The 19,301-nt window shown below is 72.0% G+C and carries 12 protein-coding genes and 1 riboswitch; all 12 genes read right to left on the bottom strand.

All coding sequences use genetic code 11. The features are described from left to right. Window positions 1-566: 566 nt before the first annotated feature. The 12 genes from CTZ28_RS18005 to CTZ28_RS17945 all read right to left on the bottom strand — a co-directional run bounded on the left by CTZ28_RS18005 (window position 567) and on the right by CTZ28_RS17945 (window position 19,238). Entirely contained in the window at window positions 567-1,310 is a 744-nt protein-coding gene (locus CTZ28_RS18005) for a LysM peptidoglycan-binding domain-containing protein (RefSeq protein WP_121890447.1), read from the bottom strand. A 4-nt stretch (window positions 1,311-1,314) separates the two neighbouring features. Further along, a riboswitch (cyclic di-AMP (ydaO/yuaA leader) is annotated at window positions 1,315-1,482 on the bottom strand. Window positions 1,483-1,664: 182 nt separating this feature from the next. Next, entirely contained in the window at window positions 1,665-2,711 is a 1,047-nt protein-coding gene (locus CTZ28_RS18000; RefSeq protein ID WP_121890446.1) for a LysM peptidoglycan-binding domain-containing protein, read from the bottom strand. Between the two features lie 193 nt (window positions 2,712-2,904). Then, window positions 2,905-4,185 (bottom strand): cytochrome P450 family protein, encoded by a 1,281-nt coding sequence (locus CTZ28_RS17995; RefSeq protein ID WP_121890445.1) that lies wholly within the window; start codon window positions 4,183-4,185, stop codon window positions 2,905-2,907. A gap of 218 nt (window positions 4,186-4,403) precedes the next feature. Beyond that, complete coding sequence (locus tag CTZ28_RS17985) at window positions 4,404-5,408, bottom strand: nucleoside triphosphate pyrophosphohydrolase (protein ID WP_121890444.1); 1,005 nt, start codon at window positions 5,406-5,408, stop codon at window positions 4,404-4,406. A 247-nt stretch (window positions 5,409-5,655) separates the two neighbouring features. Then, the gene (locus tag CTZ28_RS17980) at window positions 5,656-6,306 is read right to left on the bottom strand and encodes a SurA N-terminal domain-containing protein (RefSeq protein WP_121890443.1); all 651 of its coding nucleotides are present in this window, start codon (window positions 6,304-6,306) and stop codon (window positions 5,656-5,658) included. A 179-nt stretch (window positions 6,307-6,485) separates the two neighbouring features. Continuing rightward, window positions 6,486-7,313, bottom strand: coding sequence for a glycoside hydrolase domain-containing protein (locus CTZ28_RS17975; RefSeq protein WP_121890442.1), 828 nt, complete (start codon window positions 7,311-7,313; stop codon window positions 6,486-6,488). Between the two features lie 146 nt (window positions 7,314-7,459). Further along, window positions 7,460-8,944 (bottom strand): protein kinase domain-containing protein, encoded by a 1,485-nt coding sequence (locus CTZ28_RS17970; RefSeq protein ID WP_310887614.1) that lies wholly within the window; start codon window positions 8,942-8,944, stop codon window positions 7,460-7,462. A gap of 38 nt (window positions 8,945-8,982) precedes the next feature. Beyond that, window positions 8,983-9,648 carry a hypothetical protein gene (locus CTZ28_RS17965; protein WP_121890440.1) on the bottom strand — a complete coding sequence of 222 codons (666 nt, stop codon included), beginning with the start codon at window positions 9,646-9,648 and terminating at the stop codon, window positions 8,983-8,985. A 253-nt stretch (window positions 9,649-9,901) separates the two neighbouring features. Further along, on the bottom strand, window positions 9,902-10,576 hold the full coding sequence (locus CTZ28_RS17960) for an HNH endonuclease family protein (protein WP_398656215.1): 675 nt from the start codon (window positions 10,574-10,576) through the stop codon (window positions 9,902-9,904). A gap of 731 nt (window positions 10,577-11,307) precedes the next feature. Beyond that, the gene (gene mfd / locus CTZ28_RS17955) at window positions 11,308-14,865 is read right to left on the bottom strand and encodes a transcription-repair coupling factor (protein ID WP_121890438.1); all 3,558 of its coding nucleotides are present in this window, start codon (window positions 14,863-14,865) and stop codon (window positions 11,308-11,310) included. A gap of 1,023 nt (window positions 14,866-15,888) precedes the next feature. Then, entirely contained in the window at window positions 15,889-18,453 is a 2,565-nt protein-coding gene (locus tag CTZ28_RS17950; RefSeq protein WP_121890437.1) for an ABC transporter permease, read from the bottom strand. Further along, a complete protein-coding gene (locus CTZ28_RS17945; RefSeq protein ID WP_121890436.1) occupies window positions 18,450-19,238 on the bottom strand; it encodes an ABC transporter ATP-binding protein in 789 nt (262 codons plus the stop codon). The genes CTZ28_RS17950 and CTZ28_RS17945 overlap by 4 nt, the downstream gene beginning before the upstream one ends. Window positions 19,239-19,301: the final 63 nt, after the last annotated feature.

The raw sequence follows: 19,301 nt of genomic DNA, 5'->3' as shown, positions 1-19,301 counted from the left end.
GCATGGGCAGGCCCGGAGAAACAGAAGGTGCAGACCCGGAAGCGGGGGTCAGGCGCGGAGAAGCGCAGCGGCCGGGCCGGGAAGCGGGGGCAGGGGCCCGGAGAAAGACAGGGTGCGGGCCCGGAAGTGGGAACAGGCCCGGAGAAGCAGAGGGGCCGGGGCAAGAAGCAGGGGCTGGCCCGGAGAAACGGAAAGTGCGGGCCCGGAAGCGGGGCAGGCCCAGAAAAGCAGACGGACCAGGCCGGGAAACGGGGACAACCCCGGAGAAGCAGAGGGGCCGGGCCGGGAAACAGGGGCTGGTCCGGAGGAGCACAGCGGCCCGGCCAGGAAGCAGGGCGGGCGGGCCGGAGAAAGGGATCCGGGCCAGGGAGCAGGGGCCGTCCGGAGAGGCCGAAGAACCGGGCGCCGGGATGAAAGGGAGCGTTGTGGAAAGACCCCGCCCCGGCGCGTACGGGGGAAGACGCGCCGGGGCGGGGGGCCCGTGGGGACGGGGGTGACCCCGGGGGCGCCCTCCGCGATGGAGGGCGCGGCTGTGCCGGGGCTGTGGCCGGGCTACCGACCAGCCGTCACTTCAGGTGCAGCTGCTGGCCCGGGTAGATGAGGTCGGCGACCTGGACGATGTCCTTGTTCAGCTGGAACAGCTTCTGCCAGCCGCCCTTGACGCCGTGTCGCTGGGCGATAGAGCTGAGGGTGTCGCCGGTGACGACCCGGTACTCGCCGTCGCCCTTCTCGACCTTCTTGCCGGTCGGGGTGGTGACGGTCTTGCCGGCGGCAGGCCGCTCGGTGGAGCGGGAGGCGGACGGCTGCTCGGTGGAGCGGGAGGCGCCGGCCTTGGAGGAACCGCTGCCGGTGCCGGTGTTCGACGAACCGGTGCCGGTCGTGGTGTTCGAGGAGCCGGTGCCGGTGTTGCCGCCGGACGTGGCGCCGCCGGAGTAGGTGGCGCTGGACAGGCCCCTGCCGCAGACCGGCCAGGCACCCTTGCCCTGGCCCGCGAGGACCTTCTCGGCGATCGCTATCTGCTGGGCCTTGCCGGCCCTGTCGGCGGTGGCGGCGTACTGCGTGCCGCCGTACGCGGCCCAGGTGGAGGCCGAGAACTGCAGACCGCCGTAGTAGCCGTTGCCGGTGTTGATGGACCAGTTGCCGCCGGACTCGCACCGGGCGACGGTGTCCCACTCGGAGGCGGTGGCGGCGGAGGCGCTGCCGGCCGCCATCAGCGGAGCGGCGACGGCGGCGCCGGTGACGCCGGCGAGCGCCACGACACGGGTGACCTTGGAGGTGTGACGGTGCTTGCCCTTGCCGAAGAACAGCATGGAGAGATCCCCTCACCGACGCCTGCGAGGTGAGCTGTCGGGTTCGGGCCGGTTGAGTTGCCCGGCCACGTCTCCGTGTGGAGGCGTGGCTTCACCCCAAGCCGCTTCGGTCAACCGACCGGCACGGCACTTACCTTGGGTCCCCCGCTCCTGCCTACGGCGCTTGACGCGACGACTGTTCCCGTACGGCCGCTGGCAGGACTCGGCGTTGCGGCAGCCGGGGCTCACGGTGGCGAGCGGTCACGACCGTAGGCATGTGATCCACGGAAATTCAAAGACGATCAGGGCTTCTGAGACTCATCCCACACTTTTGCCAAACCGGAAATCAGGCACGAAACAGGACGTCAGCTCCCGCTACTTTTCGCCCGTTTCGACCCCTACTTCCAGGGTCTGACCGGGGGCGATGTGATTCGGGTCGGCGCCGATGGCGTTCGCGTTGGCGGCATAGAGCGCGCGCCATCCGCCGTCCACACCCAGGGAATCGGCGATGGAGGCGAGGGTGTCGCCGTCACGGACGGTGTAGGCATGCCTGCCGGGCAGGCCGGATGCCCGAAGGGTTGCCGCACTTGACCCGCTTTCATCCGCACTGCCGCCCCGATGACGACCGCCCCCCAGGGATCCGGTGTCGACCAGGCTCCAGGAGCCGGCGCTCTGCGGGGACTCGTCCGAGGGCTCGGACTTGGGGGCCTCCGTGGGCGACTCGCCCTCAGGAGTGGCGCCAGGGTCGGACGATGCCGACGCATCAGGCCCGGCGGAGCCCGTACGACCGTCCTTCGCACCGCGGGTCGCACTCGCACTCGGCGAGGGAGAGGCGGACGGCGAGGCGTCCGAGTCGCCGTCCGAGGAGTCGGAGGGTGAGGACGGGTCAGAGGACGGATCGGACAAGTCGGAGGATCCGTGCGATCCCGACGACTTGGAGGAATCGGATGAACCCTGCGAATCTTCCGATTCGGAACCGGTCTTGGAGCCCTTCGAGCCGGACGAACGGCCGTCCTTCACGCCGGTGTCGACGCCGACGGAGCCCGACTTCGAGGTGAGCCCGGAGAGCAGGGCACAGGTCGCCCACGGGGTCGTGCCCCGGTCGGCGAGGATCTTCTCGGCGACGGCAATCTGCTGCGAACGGCTGGCCTGGTCCGGGGTCGTCGCATACTCCAGACCGCCGTACTTGTCCCAGTCCTGCTGCGAGATCTGCAGTCCGCCGTAGTACCCGTTGCCGGTGCTGGCGCTCCATGAGCCGCCACTCTCGCACTCGGCCACGCGGTCCCATGTGGTGCCGTCGGCGGCGTTCGCGCCGGTGGCGCCGAGCAGCGGAATGGCGATCGCGGAGCCGGTCACTCCGGCCGCGACGACGAAGGCCGGAGCCTGACGGGGGCGACGGTGACGACCGTTCCCGGAGAGCATGCGGAAGCCTTTCGCGCGACAGCACTGACCAGCGCGGCAGGCCACGCCGGGATACCGCACCGACGGTGAACGTATCGGCATACGATCGCCCGTCACAAGTTAATGCCGCGCAGATCACGTGAAGATCACAAACTTGAGGGTCAGTCATCTTCCGCCTCCGCCGGGCGACTCCGGAACCACCCGCTCCGGTCGCTCACCGGACGGGCGTGAACTCCACCGGCAACGTGCGCAGTCCCCGCATGATGAGCCCGCCGCGCCACCGCAGATCGGCCGGATCCACCGCAAGTCGCAGGTCGGGAAGGCGGGTGAGGAGGGTGGCGAGGGCGGACCTGCCCTCCAGCCGGGCGAGCGGCGCGCCGAGGCAGTAGTGGATGCCGTGGCCGTACCCGAGATGCTGGTTGTCACGCCGGCCGAGATCGAGCACGTCCGGGTCGGCGAACCGCTCCGGATCCCGGTCCGCCGCGGCGAGGACGACGAGAACGGGGTCGCCCGGCGCGATCCGCTGCCCGCCGATGGTGACCGGCTCGGTGGCGAACCGCCAGGTGGCCAGCTCGACCGGGCCGTCGTAGCGCAGGAGTTCCTCGACACCGGTCTCCAGCAGGTCACGCTCCCCGGCCGCGAGGGACCGCTGCAGACGGCGGCGCTGCTCGGGGTGGGTGAGCAGCGCGTACGTGCCGTTGCCGATGAGGTTGACGGTCGTCTCGAACCCGGCGAACAGCAGGATGAAGGCCATCGCGGCGGCCTCGTTCTCGGTGAGGTGCTCGCCGTGGTCGGAGGCGCGGATGAGCCCGGAGATGAGGTCCTCGCCGGGGGCTGGGTCGGCGGGCAGCGCCGCGCGCTTCCGGTGGATCAGCTCGGCCAGGTAGCCACGCATCTTCTTCACCGACCGGGCCACGCCGCCCCGCGGCCCTCCCCCGTGCCGGATCATCATCCCCGCCCAGTCCCGGAAGTCGTCCTGGTCCTCGCGCGGGACGCCGAGCAGGTCGCAGATGGCGTAGATGGGCAGCGGGAAGGCGAACTCATGGATGAGGTCGGCGGAACCCCGGTCCGCGAACCCGTCGATGAGCCGGTCGGTGAGCTGCTGCACCCGCGGGGCGAACTCGGCGACCCGCCGCGGCGTGAACGCCGTGCTGACCAGCCTGCGCAGCCGGGTGTGGTCCGGCGGGTCGATATTGAGCAGATGCGTCATCAGCTCGGCCTTGCGCTCCCCCGGGATGCCGGTCCTGCCCCGGGCGTGCTCGGGCTCGTCGTGGTGCGCCGGGTTCTTCGACAGCCGCGGGTCGGCCAGGGCCTGCCTGGCGTCGGCGTAACGGGTGACCAGCCAGGCCTCGACCCCGCTGGGCAGCTCCGTCCGGCGCACCGGGGCGTGCTCGCGCAGCCATGCGTAGGCCGGGTAGGGGTCCGCGGCGAACTCCCAGGTGAAGAGGTCGGGCGCGGCGGGAACGGCGTTCGGGGGGTGGGGCTGGTCGGTCACTCCCCGACCGTATCGGGCGGCGCGACCGTATCGGGCGGCGCGGGGTGGGGGGCCAGGCTCCGGTCCCACCAGTACTGGGCGCGGGGCTGTATCCACATGCGGCTCCGCCGCGATGGGGGTCCCCCCTGTTCGAGCGAAGCCGAGAACTTGGGGGAGCGACCAGCCACGATGGTGCCGCAGACGACCGACGGCACATCGCGGCCGCTCCAGCGGAGCGCCTAGCCGTCCACCCCCTCCGCCGTGCGCACCGCGTCCCGGTAGGCCCGGGCCGCCGCCCGCAGCGCCGCCTCGGGGTCCACGCCCTCCGCCTCGGCCCGTGCCGCCAGGGCCAGCAGGTCGTATCCGATGCCCTCGCCCCGCGGCAGCGGCACCTCCAGTCCGGCCGTCCGCACCCGGGAGGCGAGCTTGGCGGCCAGCGCGAGCCCGGGCTGGCCGAGCGGGACGCCGTCGGTCACCGAGGCGCGCCGCTTCTCCTCCGCCTTGGTGCGCAGCCAGTGCTCCTTGACGTCCTCCGGGGTCTCGGCCGTCTCGTCCCCGAAGACATGCGGATGGCGGTGGATCAGCTTGGCGACGATGCCGCCGGCCACGTCGTCGATGGAGAACGGTGCCTCGGCGTCCTCCTCGGCGATGCGGGAGTGGAAGACGACCTGGAGCAGCACGTCACCCAGTTCTTCCCTCAGTTCGTCGCGGTCGCCGGCCTCGATCGCCTCGACGAGTTCGTACGCCTCCTCGATGCCGTACTTCGCCAGGCCCTGGTGGGTCTGGCGGGACGACCAGGGGCACTCGGCGCGGATGCGGTCCATGACCTGGACGAGGTCGAGGAGCCGGGCACCCGGCAGGTCGTAGGAAGCGGGGAGCAGCTCGAGCTCGGGCATCCGGACGCGGCCGGAGCCGGCGAGGCCGGCCAGTCCGTCGGTGAGGGCCGGTTCGCCCTCACCGGTCGCCACGACCACCACCGTGTGCCCGCCGGCACAGGCGTCGACCAGCTCCGGCGCGGTCGGGGACGCCTCCTCGACGGATATGCCGGCCTCCCGCAGATAGGGCAGCTGCGGATGCGCACCGTCCGCGCACAGCACCCGGTCGGCGGCGCGCAGCGCCTGCCAGGCGGGCCAGGAGAGCAGGCCGGGCGCGACGCGGTGGCTGGTGGTGAGCAGGACGACGCGGCCCGGGGCGGCGTCCGGTTCCGGTTCCTGTGCGGCGGCTTCGAGGCTGGTGGTGTTCACGCATCGAACGTAACGCACACCCGCCGACCGCCCCGCGCGTTGTCCACAGGCGGCACCGGCCGATGCGATCGTATGACCGCCATCGGTGCATCCCGTCCGCGATCCCGCCCGGGACATCGACAGATCCCGTCCGGCCGATCCCGCCTGGACCCATCGGAGGATCCCGCCCGGGACATCGACGGATCCCGTCCGGGCGTCGGCGGATCCCGCCCCAGCCGTCACCGGCGGCCGGCCCGTGACCCGCGCGTCAGGTCGTCTGCTGCTGGGTGCCGCTCGCCGTGACCTCCCGCACCCACGGCGTCTTCGCGTCGACGCGGCCGCTCTTCTCCACGTCCCAGGAGCCGTAGCGCGGGTTGAGGTCGACGCGGAGCTCCGTCGAGGCGGTGGACAGGACCTTCCAGAACGCGGGCGTCGAGGTGTCGGTGCCGAGCTTCTGGGCGAGTTTCTGGGCCTCCAGCTGGACCTGGAGGTTGTCGTCGAGCCGCTGCGGCGCGACCCCGTACCGCTGGAGCCACGCCGTCTCCAGCGCCTTCGCGCCACCCGCCTGCTGCTCCAGGCTGGTGCGCATCAGCTGGAGCTCCTTGCGGCTCACGGTGACACCCTCGTCCCGCGCGGCCCGGTGCAGCACCCGGTCGAGGACCATGTTGTGCAGGGTGTCCCGGGTGAGGCTGCTGGTGGAGGCGAGGACCTGCTGGTACTGGCTCTCGTCCGGCACCGCGGCCTGCTGCGCCCGGCGCACCTCGTTCACCCGGCCCTCCAGCTGGGCGACCGTGATCCGCTGGCCGCCCACGACGGCCGCCGCGCCCGGGTGCGCGTCGCTTCCACAGGCGGTGAGCAGGGGTGCCGCGGCGGCGATCGCGGCGGACAGGACGAGCGCGGTGCGACGGCGGCGGTGCAAGGAAGCCTCCCGAGGAGATTGTGCGACGGTGCACAAAGTCTTGCGATGATCGATGGTAGGCAGTGGGCAGGCTCTGGCCAACCCGTACGGACCAACGATTCAGCCGCGCTTCGGGCACCGGCGCGTCTCCATGGAGCCGCGCGACCCCTCCGCGGGCGCCCCGCCCCCGCGCGGTGGCGTCAGCCGACGAGGGCCACCGGCGCGTCCCAGGCGTCCCGGTCCACGGTGATCGTGTAGCCGTTCCGCGTCTCCTTGCTGTTCACCATGTACTGGTGACCCCGGCTGTGGTCCGTGTACTGCGTCGCGCCCCACGGCCAGTCCGCGGTCGTGGTGTTCTTCTTGTCCCACAGCGCGTACCAGAGGTTGCCCGGCAGGTCCGTCCTGTCGGCCGCGGTGGCGATCGCCTTCGCGCTGGAACTGCTGAAGCCGTAGATGCCGGCGCGGTACGTCTTGCCCCGCAGCGTCTTCGTGAAGGAGCGCACGTACGTCAGCACGGCGTCGTCGCACGCCTTGTTCGTGACGTCGTACGCCTCCATGTCCAGGTAGATCGGGCTGCCCGCCTTCATGCCGAGCGCGGAGGCCTTGGCCACGGCGTCGGCGGCGTCGTGCGCGCCGAGGGAGGCGGCGGTGGCGGCGGTGAGCTTCTCCGGGCTTGAGCCGGTCTGGCAGGGCGGCTGGGCACCGACGTAGAGCGGGATGAGCTTCCAGCCGACGGCGCTGACCGACTTGACCCAGGAGGCGGTCAGGTTGGGCTGGTTGCAGCCGCGGTTCTTGCCGCCCACGTAGACGGCGGCGGCCCCGTAGAACCCGGTGTGCCAGGCCTTCATCGCGGCCAGCGACGGCGCGGCGCAGGTGTCGAAGGCACGGCCGGTGTACGTCTTCTGCGCGGGCCAGGCGGTGGCGGCCATGGAGGACTGCGCGGCGAAGCCCGCGCCGGCCGCGACGACGGCGCCCGCCACCGCCCACGTGACATATCTGCGCTTCTTCGACTGCCGATGGCTGGACATGAAGACCCCACCCCTGATCGCTCGGTGCCCGCGACGGCACGCGCACTGTCTGGCAAAAACGAACCGCAACCTATCCGGCTCCGGCCCCGCCTTCGGAAAACTCCGCCCCTGGAAGATCACAAGATTCCCACCGGAGACGGCAAAACCTAGCCGCGCATCTGCCCCAGCCACTGCAGGCTCCGCCTGACCTCCGCGGCCAGCGGGTCGCCGGGACCGTGCAGCCGCTCGACGTCGATCAGCAGCCGCGCGAGCGTGTCGTGGGCGGCGGGCCGGTCGCCGAGCGCGAGCAGCAGATGGCCGATGCGGCGGCGGACGTCGTGGGCAAGCCGCGGGTCGCCGGACACGTACTGGTTCTCGTAGTACGGCAGCAGCGCGCGGTACTCGGCGAGCGCCGCCGCCGGTTCGCCGAGCTGCTCCAGGCACTGGGCCACCTCGTAGCGGAAACGCAGGGACTGCGGATCGGACTGGCCGGCCTCGACGGCGCGTTCGTCGGCCAGGCGGCGCAGTTCGGGCAGCGCGCGCCGGTACTGGCCGTCGTCCATCAGCGTGGCCGCGTACTGCTTGCGCAACGTGCGCACGACCGGGGAGTGCTCGCCGTGCTGCTCGGCCGCGGTCGGCAGGATCGCGCCGAGGATGTCGACGGCCTGGGTGATGCGGCCCTCGCCGAGCAGCCGCTTGACCTCGTCGACGGCGACGGCGACCTCGGGCTTGCCGGAAACGGCGGGCACCGGGGCGGGCCCGGGCACGGGCGTGCGCGCGCGGTCCGGCCAGGGGGCGTGCGGGCGCAGGAAGGGGCGGGTGGGATCGAGCGGCTGTCCGGTCGGCGTGCCGCGCCCGGGCAGCAGCGGCGCGAGGTGCTCGTAGACCTCCTGCGCGGACGCGGGACGGTGCTGCGGATCCTTGGCGAGCAGGCGCAGCACCAGCCGCTCCAGGGACTCCGGCACCTCGGAGCGGATCCGGCGCACGGGCAGCGGCGGCTCGTACAGGTGCCGGTGCAGCACGCCGAGCGCCGTGGAACCCGCGAACGGCACGTCGCCGCTGAGCAGTTCGTGCAGCAGCACACCGAGCGCGTACAGGTCGGTGTACGGGCCGACCGCACCGCCCATCGCCTGCTCGGGCGCCATGTACGCGGGCGAGCCGATCGGCGAGCCCGTGTGGGTCAGCCGGGTGGTGTCCGTGTCCATCACGGAGGCGACACCGAGGTCGAGGACGGTGACCGTGCCGTCCTGCTTCACCATCACGTTGCGCGGCTTCAGATCCCGGTGGACGATCGGCACCGCGTGCACGGCGCTCAGCACGGCGCACAGCTGTGCGGCCACCGCGACCGCCCACGGCCACGGGTACGGGTCGTGCTCGGCGAGGTGGCCGGAGAGGTCGACGCCGTCCACGTACTGCATGACGAGGAACAGCTCCTCGCCGGCGCTGCCCGCGTCGTGCACGGTCACCAGGCCGGGGTGGTCGACCTGGGCGGTCACCCGGCACTCGCGTACGAACCGGCGGCGCAGTTCGTCGGCGTCCTGTCCGGCCACCTTGTCGGGGCGCAGCAGCTTGACCGCGACGCGCCGGTCGAGGCGCTGGTCGTACCCCGCCCAGACCTGGCCCATGCCGCCCTGCCCGATCAGCGTGGACAGTTCGTAGCGTCCGGCGACGACGCGTCCCGTCGCCACGCTCACCTGCCGCCCTCGTGGTCGCCGCCGTTGCCGTCCGCGGGCCGGCCGTCGTGTCTGCGCAGATAGTCGCTGAGCTCGTCGAGCTCGGCGCGCACCTGGTCGATACGGGCGGGCGCCGGACGCCCGGGCGGCGCGGGTATCGGCGGCTGCGGCACGGGCGGATGGGCGGCGGGAGCATGCGGTACGGGGGTGTGCGGGCCGGGCGCGTGCGGTACGGGGGTGTGCGGCATCGCCGGCTGGACCCCGGTCGGTACGGTCGTCGCCGTGAACGGCGGCTGCCCGAAGCCGTACACCGGTGTCGGCTGCCCGCTGTGGGCCTCCTTGAGCTGCTGGAAGTGGCGTATGTCCGCGACCAGGTAGTACGCGGGCGAGGCCACGAGCATGAAGAGGACCACGAGGGCGCCCACATAGCCACCGGGGGTGTGGATCTCGTCACCGGGCTCACTGGCCAGCAGCACCAGGCTGAGCACATTGGCCGCCAGCACCGTCACGAACAGGCCCCGGTCCAGCGGCTTGCGGGTCACGACGGCTAGGCGCAGCATCATCGCCCAGGCCAGAAAGCCCACCGTGATGAAGGTGAGCCCCACGAACAGCACGCGCAGGATGACCAGCCCCACGGTATGCGGCGGCTGCTTCACCGGCTGTGCGTAGCCGTGGCCTTGCATGGCTGCTCCTGTGTTGCCTGAAGTGGGCGTACGTGCCCGGCCGACGCGGTCCGCTGCGCGGGTGACGCCGGTCGGGCGGTTGTCGCTTCGAGCATATGACCCACCGGGGACAGCCAGTCCAAGGAACCGTGCAGGGATGTACCGAACCGTTGCCGACCCGTCTCACCCCCGCGCCCGACACGCCGGACGGCACGGCCGCGGCGCGGCGGGCACACGCACGTGCCCTCCGTCTCCGCCGGTGCGCAGCTGAGGCTCAGCGCGCGTGGAAGCGTTCTGGGGCCTTGGTCGGGTTGCCGCCGGAGGGCAGCTTCTGGTTCGGGCAGGTGGTGAGGACCTTCTTCATCGCGGCCTGCTCCGAGGCGGTGACCCACAGCCCGTACTTCTTCTTCACGGCGACCTGGGCGGCGACGTAGGCGCACCGGTAGGACGTGTTGGGCGGCAGCCAGGTCGCCGTGTCGCCGTCGCCCTTGCCGCGGTTGGTGCTCGCGTCGACGGCGAGCAGGTTGAGGGGGTCGTTGGCCAGGGCTATCCGCTTGCTGGCGTCCCAGTACTTGGCGCCCTTCTGCCAGGCGTCCGAGAGCGCGACGATGTGGTCGATGTCGACCTGGCTGCGCCCGCGCCGGTAGGCGATGTCCTTGCCGGAGTACGGATCGGATTCCAGCAGGCCGGCGGAGACCTTGCAGTCGCCGTCGGTGAACTTCACCTCCTTCAGGTCGCGTTGGAGGATGTCGTCGCGGGTGTTGCAGGAGTTGGAGTCGGTGTCGGCCCAGGCCGTGCCGAACCGGTCGCGGGCATAACCCGTCTTCGGCGCACGGCCCTTGACGGTCAGTGACTCCGCGGCGGCCAGGGCCGCGCCCCCGCCCGCTGTCGGCTCGGGCCCGGCGGATCCGCCCGTCTCCAGGTCCGTGCAGCCGGCCACGGCGAACATCACGACGGCAGCGGCGACGGCCACGCCCCTCAGACGCCTCACAGTGCGCCCCCCTGAATTCCTCTGCTCCGCCCCGCGTCGGAGCAGATCGTTGCTGGCTACACGGTAGCGGCCGGCCGGCGGTCACCGGAGAGGGCCCAAAGGGGCGTTGGAGGCAAGCGCGGCGTATCACCGTGGCACGACGGCGACTTGTGGGTCGGCTCACATCCCGCCGACCCCCGGCACGGCCCGCGAGCGCGGCGGACCGGAGGACAGGACGGCGTCCCGGAGGCGCCGGGCAGTAGAGCCGACCGCGGGCAGGCGATGTCCCGGCCCGAGCTGCCGAACGCCGACGACCCCGAACACACCACGCCAGGCGTGCGCGCCACCGACGCACGGATGCCCGCGCGGAACCGGGGCACCGACGCGCACCGCCGCCCCACACCTCACCCACGCCTTCCCGACACCGCTGCCCAGCCTCGGCCCGGACGACCCCGTGGATCCCGGCGGTAGGAGGCGTGGACGGCGGCCTCACGCTGCCGCATGGTCGCCGTCCGCGCCGTCCAGAGCCGCCTCCAGCTCCGCGACGCAGGACTGAAGGGAGCGGCCTGGACGCCCTGCTCGGAACCGGGGCACCGACGCGCGCCGCCACCCCGCACCTCACCCACGCCTTCCCGACACCGCTGCCCAGCCTCGGCCCGGACGACCCCGTGGGTCCCGGCGGCGACGCCGGTACGAGCCGCCGCGAACCGCTACGAGCCCAGGATGGTGGTCAGGAACTCGCCGACCCAGGCGAGGAGTTCGCGGCCGACCAGCGGCTTGCCGCCCACCTTCGCCGGCTTCGGGCGGGGCACCAGGACCTGGTGGAGGGCCGGCTTGAGGACGGTCCCCGGGTACAGCCGCTTGACCCGCAGCTCCTGCGACTCGCGCAACTCCACCGGCGCGAAACGGATGTTGTTGCCCTGCAGGACGATCTCACCGACCCCGCACGCGCGCGCGAGCATCCTGAGAGCGGCCACCAGCAGCAGGTTCTCCACCGGTTCTGGCAGCTTGCCGTAGCGGTCGACGAGTTCCTCGCGTACGGACCTGATGTCCTCCTCCGAGTTGGCGGAGGCGATCGCGCGGTACGCCTGGAGGCGCAGCCGCTCGCCGGGCGCGTAGTCGTGCGGGACGTGCGCGTCGACCGGCAGCTCGATCTTGACCTCCAGCGGCGGCTCCTCCTCGATCGCACCGGTCTCCAGCTGCCGCCGGTAGTCGGCGACGGCTTCCCCGACCATCCGCACGTACAGGTCGAAGCCGACGCCCGCGATATGGCCGGACTGCTCGCCGCCGAGCAGATTGCCGGCGCCGCGGATCTCCAGGTCCTTCATCGCGACGTACATGCCGGCACCCATCTCGGTGTGCTGGGCGATGGTCGCGAGCCGCTCGTGCGCCGTCTCGGTCAGCGGCTTCTCCGGGGGATAGAGGAAGTACGCGTACCCCCGCTCCCTCCCCCGGCCCACGCGACCGCGCAGCTGGTGCAGCTGGGACAGGCCGAAGTTGTCGCCGCGCTCCACGATCAGCGTGTTGGCGTTGGAGATGTCGATGCCGGACTCGACGATCGTCGTCGACACCAGCACGTCGGACTTCTTCTCCCAGAAGTCGACGACGACCTGCTCCAGCGTCGACTCCGACATCTGGCCGTGCGCGGTGGCGATACGGGCCTCGGGGACGATCTCCCGCAGCCGGGCGGCGGCCCGGTCGATCGACTCGACCCGGTTGTGGATGTAGAAGACCTGGCCCTCGCGGAGCAGTTCGCGGCGGATCGCGGCGCCGATCTGCTTCTCCTCGTACGGCCCGACGAAGGTCAGCACCGGGTGGCGCTCCTCCGGCGGGGTGGTGATCGTGGACATCTCGCGGATGCCGGTGACCGCCATCTCCAGGGTCCTCGGGATCGGGGTCGCGGACATCGTCAGGACGTCGACGTTGGCGCGCAGCTTCTTCAGCTGCTCCTTGTGCTCGACGCCGAAACGCTGCTCCTCGTCGACGATGACCAGGCCGAGATCCTTGAACTTCGTCTCCGCGGAGAACAGGCGGTGGGTGCCGATGACGACGTCCACCGAGCCGTCCCGCAGGCCCTCCAGAACCGCCTTGGCCTCGGTGTCGGTCTGGAAGCGGGACAGGGCGCGCACGTTCACCGGGAACTGCGCATAGCGGTCGCCGAACGTCCCGAAGTGCTGCTGCACCAGCAGCGTGGTCGGCACGAGCACCGCGACCTGCTTGCCGTCCTGCACCGCCTTGAAGGCGGCCCGCACCGCGATCTCCGTCTTGCCGTAGCCGACGTCGCCACAGATCAGGCGGTCCATCGGGACCGACTTCTCCATGTCCTCCTTGACCTCGGAGATCGTGGTCAGCTGGTCGGGGGTCTCGGCGTACGGGAAGGCGTCCTCCAGTTCGCGCTGCCAGGGGGTGTCCACGGCGAAGGCGTGCCCGGGGGCGGCCATCCGCGCGCTGTACAGCTTGATCAGGTCGGCGGCGATCTCCTTGACGGCCTTCTTCGCGCGCGCCTTGGTCTTCGTCCAGTCCGCGCCGCCCAGGCGGTGCAGGGTGGGTGCCTCGCCGCCGACGTACTTGGTGATCTGCTCCAGCTGGTCGGTGGGGATGTAGAGGCGGTCACCGGGCTGGCCGCGCTTGGCGGGGGCGTACTCGACGACGAGGTACTCGCGGGTGGCGCCCTGCACGGTGCGCTGCACCATCTCGATGTAGCGGCCGACGCCGTGCTGCTCGTGCACGATGTAGTCGCCCGCCTCCAGGGTCAGCGGGTCGATGCTCTTGCGGCGCCGGGCGGGCATGCGGGCGCCGTCCTTGCCGGCCGCCTTCTGCCCGGACAGGTCGGTCTCGGTGAGCACGGCGAGCCGCAGCGCCGGGTCGACGAAGCCGTAGTCGATCGAGCCGCAGGCCACATGCACGACGGACGGCGCGATCTCCCCGAGGTCGACCTCCAGACGGGCCGCGACGCCCTCGTTGCCGAGCACCTCGACCGTGCGGGCGGCCGGTCCGTGGCCCTCGGTGACGAAGACCGTGCGCCAGCCGTCGGCGAGCCAGCCCTTGGTGTCGGCGAGCGCCTTGGCGGTGTCGCCGCGGTAGGTCTCCGGCGCGTGCATGCGCAGCTTGAGGGTGTCCCCGTCCCCTGCCGCGTCAGCGGCCGATGCCAGCGACTCGTCCGCGGCGAACGGGGACACCGACCACCACATCATGCCCAGCTCGCGGGCCCGGTCCCGGATGTCCGCGATGGACCACAGGGAGGCCGCGCCGACGTCGATGGGGGCCTCGCCGCCGCCTGCGGTGGCCGCCCAGGACGCCTGAAGGAACTCCTGCGAGGTGGCGACGAGGTCGGCGGCACGCGTGCGTACCCGCTCCGGGTCGCAGACGACGGCCATGGCGCGCGCGGGCAGGACGTCGAGCAGCAGCTCCATGTCGTCGACCAGGACGGGGGCCAGGGACTCCATGCCCTCGACCGCGATGCCCTCGGCGATCTTCCCGAGCAGTTCGCCCAGCTCGGGGTGTTCCTCGGCGAGGGTACGCGCGCGCGTACGGACGTCGTCGGTGAGCAGCAGCTCGCGGCAGGGCGGTGCCCACAGGCCGTGCTCGGCGACTTCGAGGGAGCGCTGGTCGGCGACCTTGAAGTAGCGGATCTCCTCGACGTCGTCGCCCCAGAACTCGACGCGCAGGGGGTGTTCCTCGGTGGGCGGGAACACATCGAGGATGCCGCCGCGCACGGCGAACTCGCCGCGCTTCTCGACCAGTTCCACGCGCGCGTACGCGGCGGCGCCGAGGGCGTCCACGATCGCGTTCAGGTCGGCGTTCTGGCCGGTCCTCAGGGCCACCGGTTCGAGGTCGCCAAGTCCCTTGACCTGTGGCTGGAGCACGGAGCGCACGGGGGCGACGACGACGGAGACCGGGCCGGTCTCGGGGTCGTCGGGGCTCGGGTGGGCGAGGCGGCGCAGCACGGCGAGGCGGCGGCCCACGGTGTCGCTGCGCGGGCTGAGCCGCTCGTGCGGGAGGGTCTCCCAGGAGGGGTACTCCGCGACGCCCTCCGCCGGCAGCAGCGAGCGGAGGGCGGCGGCCAGGTCCTCGGCCTCGCGGCCCGTCGCCGTCACGGCGAGCACGGGCCGGCCGGTCTCCCGGGCCAGGGCGGCGATCGCGAAGGGGCGGGCCGCCGGGGGGCCGACCAGATCGACGTGCGTACGGCTGCCGTCGGCTGCCGCCTTGATCGCTTCCGCGAGGGCGGCGTCCTTGACGACGGCGTCGAGCAGACCGTGCAAGCTCATGGAGGGGGTTTCCGTCCTGGGGTGGGCAACGCGCATCACCCGACACGCTGGGCGGGCCGGGGGTGTCCAGCCTACGACGCCCGCCGCGCGTTCATCCGGGAGAGGGATCGACTCCCCACAGTCACAAACGCCGCGCAAGCCGAGCCGCTCGCACGGGAGTGCCTCCCGGCAGGGGCCTCCACGCCCCCTCCGACGGCCAGGTCCCCGGCCTCACGGCCCAGGGCGACGTACGTACGGCGCCCTATCAAGGGGCGCGCCCGGCCGGGGCGCGGCAAGACCCGGGGCCCGGGGCCGAGGAGCCGCCCGCTCGCCGGGCCAGGCCAGCGATCGCGAAAGGACCGGCCGCCGGGAGGCCGACCAGGTCGACGCACGTACGGTTGCCATCCACTGCCGCCTTGATCGCTCCGCGCGGGCGGCATCCTGTCAAGGGGCGTGCCCAGCCGCACCACGGCACAACCAGGGCCCCGGGCCGAGGAGCTGCTTGCTCCCCCGGGCCAGGCGGCGGTCCCGAAAGGGACGGGCCGCCGGAGGGCCGACCAGGTCGACGTGCCTACGGCTGCCGCCGGCCGCAGCCTTGATCGCTTCCGCGCGAGCGGCGCCCTATCGAAGGGCACGCCCGGACGCGGCGCGGCACAACCCGGGGCCCTGGGCCGAGGAGCCGCCCACTCGCCGGGCCAGGCCGACGGTCGCGGAAGGGTGAGCCGCCGGGGGACCGACCAGGTCGACTTACGTACCGTCACCGCCGGCCGCAGCCTTGATCGCTTCCGTGCGGGCGGCGCCCTATCGAGGGGCACGCCCGGCCGGGGCGCGGCACAACCCGGGGCCCCGGGCCGAGGAGCCGCTCGCTCGCCGGGCCGGGTCCTCGGTCTCACGGCCCAGGGCGACGTGCCTACGGCTGCCGTCGGCCGCAGCCTTGATCGCTTCCGCGCGAGCGGTGACCAGGGGCCCGGGGCCGGGGAGTGGCTCGCTCCCCGGGCCCGGGCCCTTCCCCCGCAACCCCCGTCTGCGGTGGCTTCCAGGTCACTACTCCGTGGCGATGGCGTTCAGTACGTTCATGCGGCCCGCCCGGAACGCCGGGATCAGCGCGGCGAACAGGCCCACGAAGGCCGAGCCGATGAAGACGCCGATGATCGTCGGCCAGGGGATCTCCAGGACGCCCAGGCCCTCCAGGGCGAGCAGCTTCTGGGCGGTGGTGCCCCAGCCCAGGCCGAGGCCGAGGCCGAGGAGGGCGCCGAAGAGGGCGATGACCACGGACTCCATGCGGATCATGCGGCGCAGCTGGCGGCGGGAGAGGCCGATGGCCCGCATCAGGCCGATCTCCCGCGTCCGCTCGACCACCGAGAGCGCCAGGGTGTTCACCACGCCCAGGACCGCCACGATGATCGCCAGGGCGAGCAGGCCGTAGACCATGTTGAGGAGCTGGCCGACCTGGTCCTTCAGTTCCTGCTTGTAGTCGGTCTGGTCCCTCACCTGGTAGGTCGGGTACTTCTTCAGCGCGCTCTTCAGGGCCGCGTACGCCTGCTTCTGCCGGCCGTCCTCCGCCTTCGCGAACATGATCACGTTCGGCGGGACCTGGCTCTTGGGGAGGTACTTCTCCATGGTGGCGATGCTCGTGTAGCGCGCGCCCTGGTCGATCGCGGAGGAGTCGTCGGTGATCGCGGCCACCTTCAGCCGGGCCGTCCGGCCGCCCTTGAAGGCGACGGTGAGGGTGTCGCCGACGTGCACGCCGTGCTTCTCGGCGTAGTCGGAGCCCACCGACATGGCGTCGGTGCCGTAGGCGTCCTTCAGGGTGCCCTCGGTGGTCGGGCGGCGCAGATCGTCGGCGTACGTCGGGTCCGCGGCCATGATGCCCGAGTCGTCGGCCTTGCCGTCGGGCGAGGTGAGGGTGGCGTCGAGGATCTTGTAGCGGGTGACGTGGGCCAGGCCCGGCGTCTGCTCCATGGCCTGTTCCGCCTGCGGGACGATCGGCTGGTTGCCCTCCACGATGAAGTCCGCGCCGACCGACTTGTCCAGTTCGCTGGTGGCGGAGGCGACCATGGAGGAGCCGACCACCGACAGGCAGGCGACCAGCGCGAGGCCGATCATCAGGGCGGCGCCGGTGGCCCCGGTGCGCCGCGGGTTGCGCAGGGCGTTGCGCTCGGCCATCCGGCCGACCGGTCCGAACGCCCGCAGCAGCACCGCGCTGATCACCCGGACCACGCCGCCGGCCAGCAGCGGGCCGATGACGACGAAGCCGATCAGGGTCAGGACGATGCCAAGGCCGAGGAGGAGCGAGCCGTCGGTCGCCTTGTCGGCGGTGGCCGCCGCGTACAGGGCGGCGGCGCCGGCGCCGGTGAGCACCAGGCCGATCAGTGCGCGCACCAGGCCGGCCCGGCCGTCGGCGGGGGTGCCGGCGTCGCGCAGCGCGGCCATCGGGGAGACCTTGCCGGCGCGCCGGGCCGGCAGATAGGCGGCCAGCACGGTGACGACCACGCCGAGCACCAGGCCCACCGCCGGGGTGGTGGCCTTGACGGTCAGGTCCCGGGTCGACAGTTCCATGCCCGCCGCGCCCATGAGCTTCATCAGGCCGACCGCGATGCCGACGCCGGCGCCGACCCCGAGGACCGAGCCGACGAAGCCGAGCAGCAGCGCCTCGACCAGCACCGACCGGTTGACCTGCCCGCGGGAGGAGCCGATGGCCCGCATGAGGCCGATCTCGCGGGTGCGCTGGGCGACCAGCATGGAGAAGGTGTTGATGATCAGGAAGATGCCCACCAGGAACGCGATCCCGGCGAAGCCGAGCATGGCGTACTTGATGACGTCCATGAAGGCGCCGACGTCCTTGCGGTTCTCGTCGGCGTTCTCCTCGGCCGTCTGGAACTTGTACGGTCCGCCGAGCGCCCGGGCGACGTTCCGCTTGAGCTGTGCGTCGGAGACGCCGGCCGCGGCGGTGACGTTGATCTGGGTGTACCGGCCGGTGGCACCGAGCAGTTGGCGCTGGGCGGTCGGGGTGTCGAAGTAGACGACGGCGGCGCCGGGGTTGGTCACCTTGAAGGTGGCGATGCCGACGATCCGGGCCGTGACGTCACCGGTCTGCGCGATGGTGCGCAGTTCGTCGCCGAGCTTCAGGTGGTGCTTGTCGGCGGTGTCCGCGTCGACCATCATCTCGGTCGGCCCGCGCGGGGCGTGCCCGGAGGTGATCTCCATCGAACGCAGGTCGCTGTCGCTCCAGTTGCCCGCGATGGTGGGCGCGCCGGTGGTCGAGCCCATGTTCTCGTCGGCGCTGTCCACCACGGTCACGCTCATCGAACTGACCGCGCCCTCTGCCGACTTGACGCCGCCCACGGTCTTGACCCGGTCCAGCGTGGCGGCGGGCAGGGACAGCGGCACGCCGTTCTGCGGGGTCTCCTCGCTCTTGGCGTCCGCGGGCGAGACGGTGACGTCGGACGCGGTCACCGAGAACAGCTTGTCGAAGGTGGTGTTCATGGTGTCGGTGAACACGAGCGTGCCGCACACGAACGCGACCGACAGCAGGACGGCGATCGCCGACAGCGCCATGCGCCCCTTGTGCGCGAGGAAGTTGCGCAGCGAGGTCTTCAGGACGGTCATGACGTGCGCCCCCGGGCGTCGAAGTCCTTCATCCGGTCGAGGACCTGCTCGGCGGTCGGCTGGTGCATCTCGTCGACGATGCGGCCGTCGGCGAGGTAGAGCGCCCGGTCCGCGTACGAGGCGGCCACCGGGTCGTGGGTGACCATCACGATGGTCTGGCCGAGGTCGTCGACCGACCGGCGCAGGAAGCCCAGGATCTCGGCGCCCGCCCGGGAGTCGAGGTTTCCGGTCGGCTCGTCACCGAAGATGATCTCGGGGCGGGCCGCCAGCGCGCGGGCCACGGCGACCCGTTGCTGCTGACCGCCGGAGAGCTGGGCGGGCCGGTGCTTGAGCCGCCCGGCCAGGCCGACGGTCTCCACGACCCGGTCCAGCCACGCCTTGTCCGGCTTCCGCCCGGCGATGTCCATGGGCAGGGTGATGTTCTCGATCGCATTCAGCGTCGGCAGCAGGTTGAACGCCTGGAAGATGAACCCGATCCGGTCCCGGCGCAGTTGGGTGAGCTTCTTGTCCTTCAGGCCGGTGATCTCGGTCTCGTCCAGGTAGATCTGCCCGCCGGTGACCGTGTCGAGGCCGGCGAGGCAGTGCATCAGGGTGGACTTGCCGGACCCCGAGGGGCCCATGATCGCGGTGAACTGGCCGCGGGCGATGTCCACGTCGACGTGGTCGAGGGCGACGACCCGGGTCTCCCCGGAGCCGTACGCCTTGACGACCTGCCGCGCCCGCGCGGCAACGACCGTACGCCCTCCAGTACCCCCGTGCCTGGGAGTGGTCACAGCCGATGTCACGGTAAGTCTCCTATGTCGGTGTGCGCTCGAGCAGCGCGAAGCGGTACGTCGATGAGTCTTGTG

Origin of the sequence: Streptomyces shenzhenensis (assembly GCF_003688995.1) — a bacterium.
Taxonomy (GTDB): Bacteria; Actinomycetota; Actinomycetes; order Streptomycetales; family Streptomycetaceae; genus Streptomyces; species Streptomyces shenzhenensis_A.
This window is presented reverse-complemented; position numbering and strand designations above follow the sequence as displayed.

What these genes read in the sequence shown, in the direction of transcription:
- CTZ28_RS18005 (WP_121890447.1), bottom strand. Translation starts at nt 1,310, where the DNA reads ATGCTGTTCTTCGGCAAGGGCAAGCACCGTCACACCTCCAAGGTCACC.
- CTZ28_RS18000 (WP_121890446.1), bottom strand. Translation starts at nt 2,711, where the DNA reads ATGCTCTCCGGGAACGGTCGTCACCGTCGCCCCCGTCAGGCTCCGGCC.
- CTZ28_RS17975 (WP_121890442.1), bottom strand. Translation starts at nt 7,313, where the DNA reads ATGTCCAGCCATCGGCAGTCGAAGAAGCGCAGATATGTCACGTGGGCG.
- CTZ28_RS17965 (WP_121890440.1), bottom strand. Translation starts at nt 9,648, where the DNA reads ATGCAAGGCCACGGCTACGCACAGCCGGTGAAGCAGCCGCCGCATACC.
- CTZ28_RS17960 (WP_398656215.1), bottom strand. Translation starts at nt 10,576, where the DNA reads ATGTTCGCCGTGGCCGGCTGCACGGACCTGGAGACGGGCGGATCCGCC.
- mfd (WP_121890438.1), bottom strand. Translation starts at nt 14,865, where the DNA reads ATGAGCTTGCACGGTCTGCTCGACGCCGTCGTCAAGGACGCCGCCCTC.
- CTZ28_RS17950 (WP_121890437.1), bottom strand. Translation starts at nt 18,453, where the DNA reads ATGACCGTCCTGAAGACCTCGCTGCGCAACTTCCTCGCGCACAAGGGG.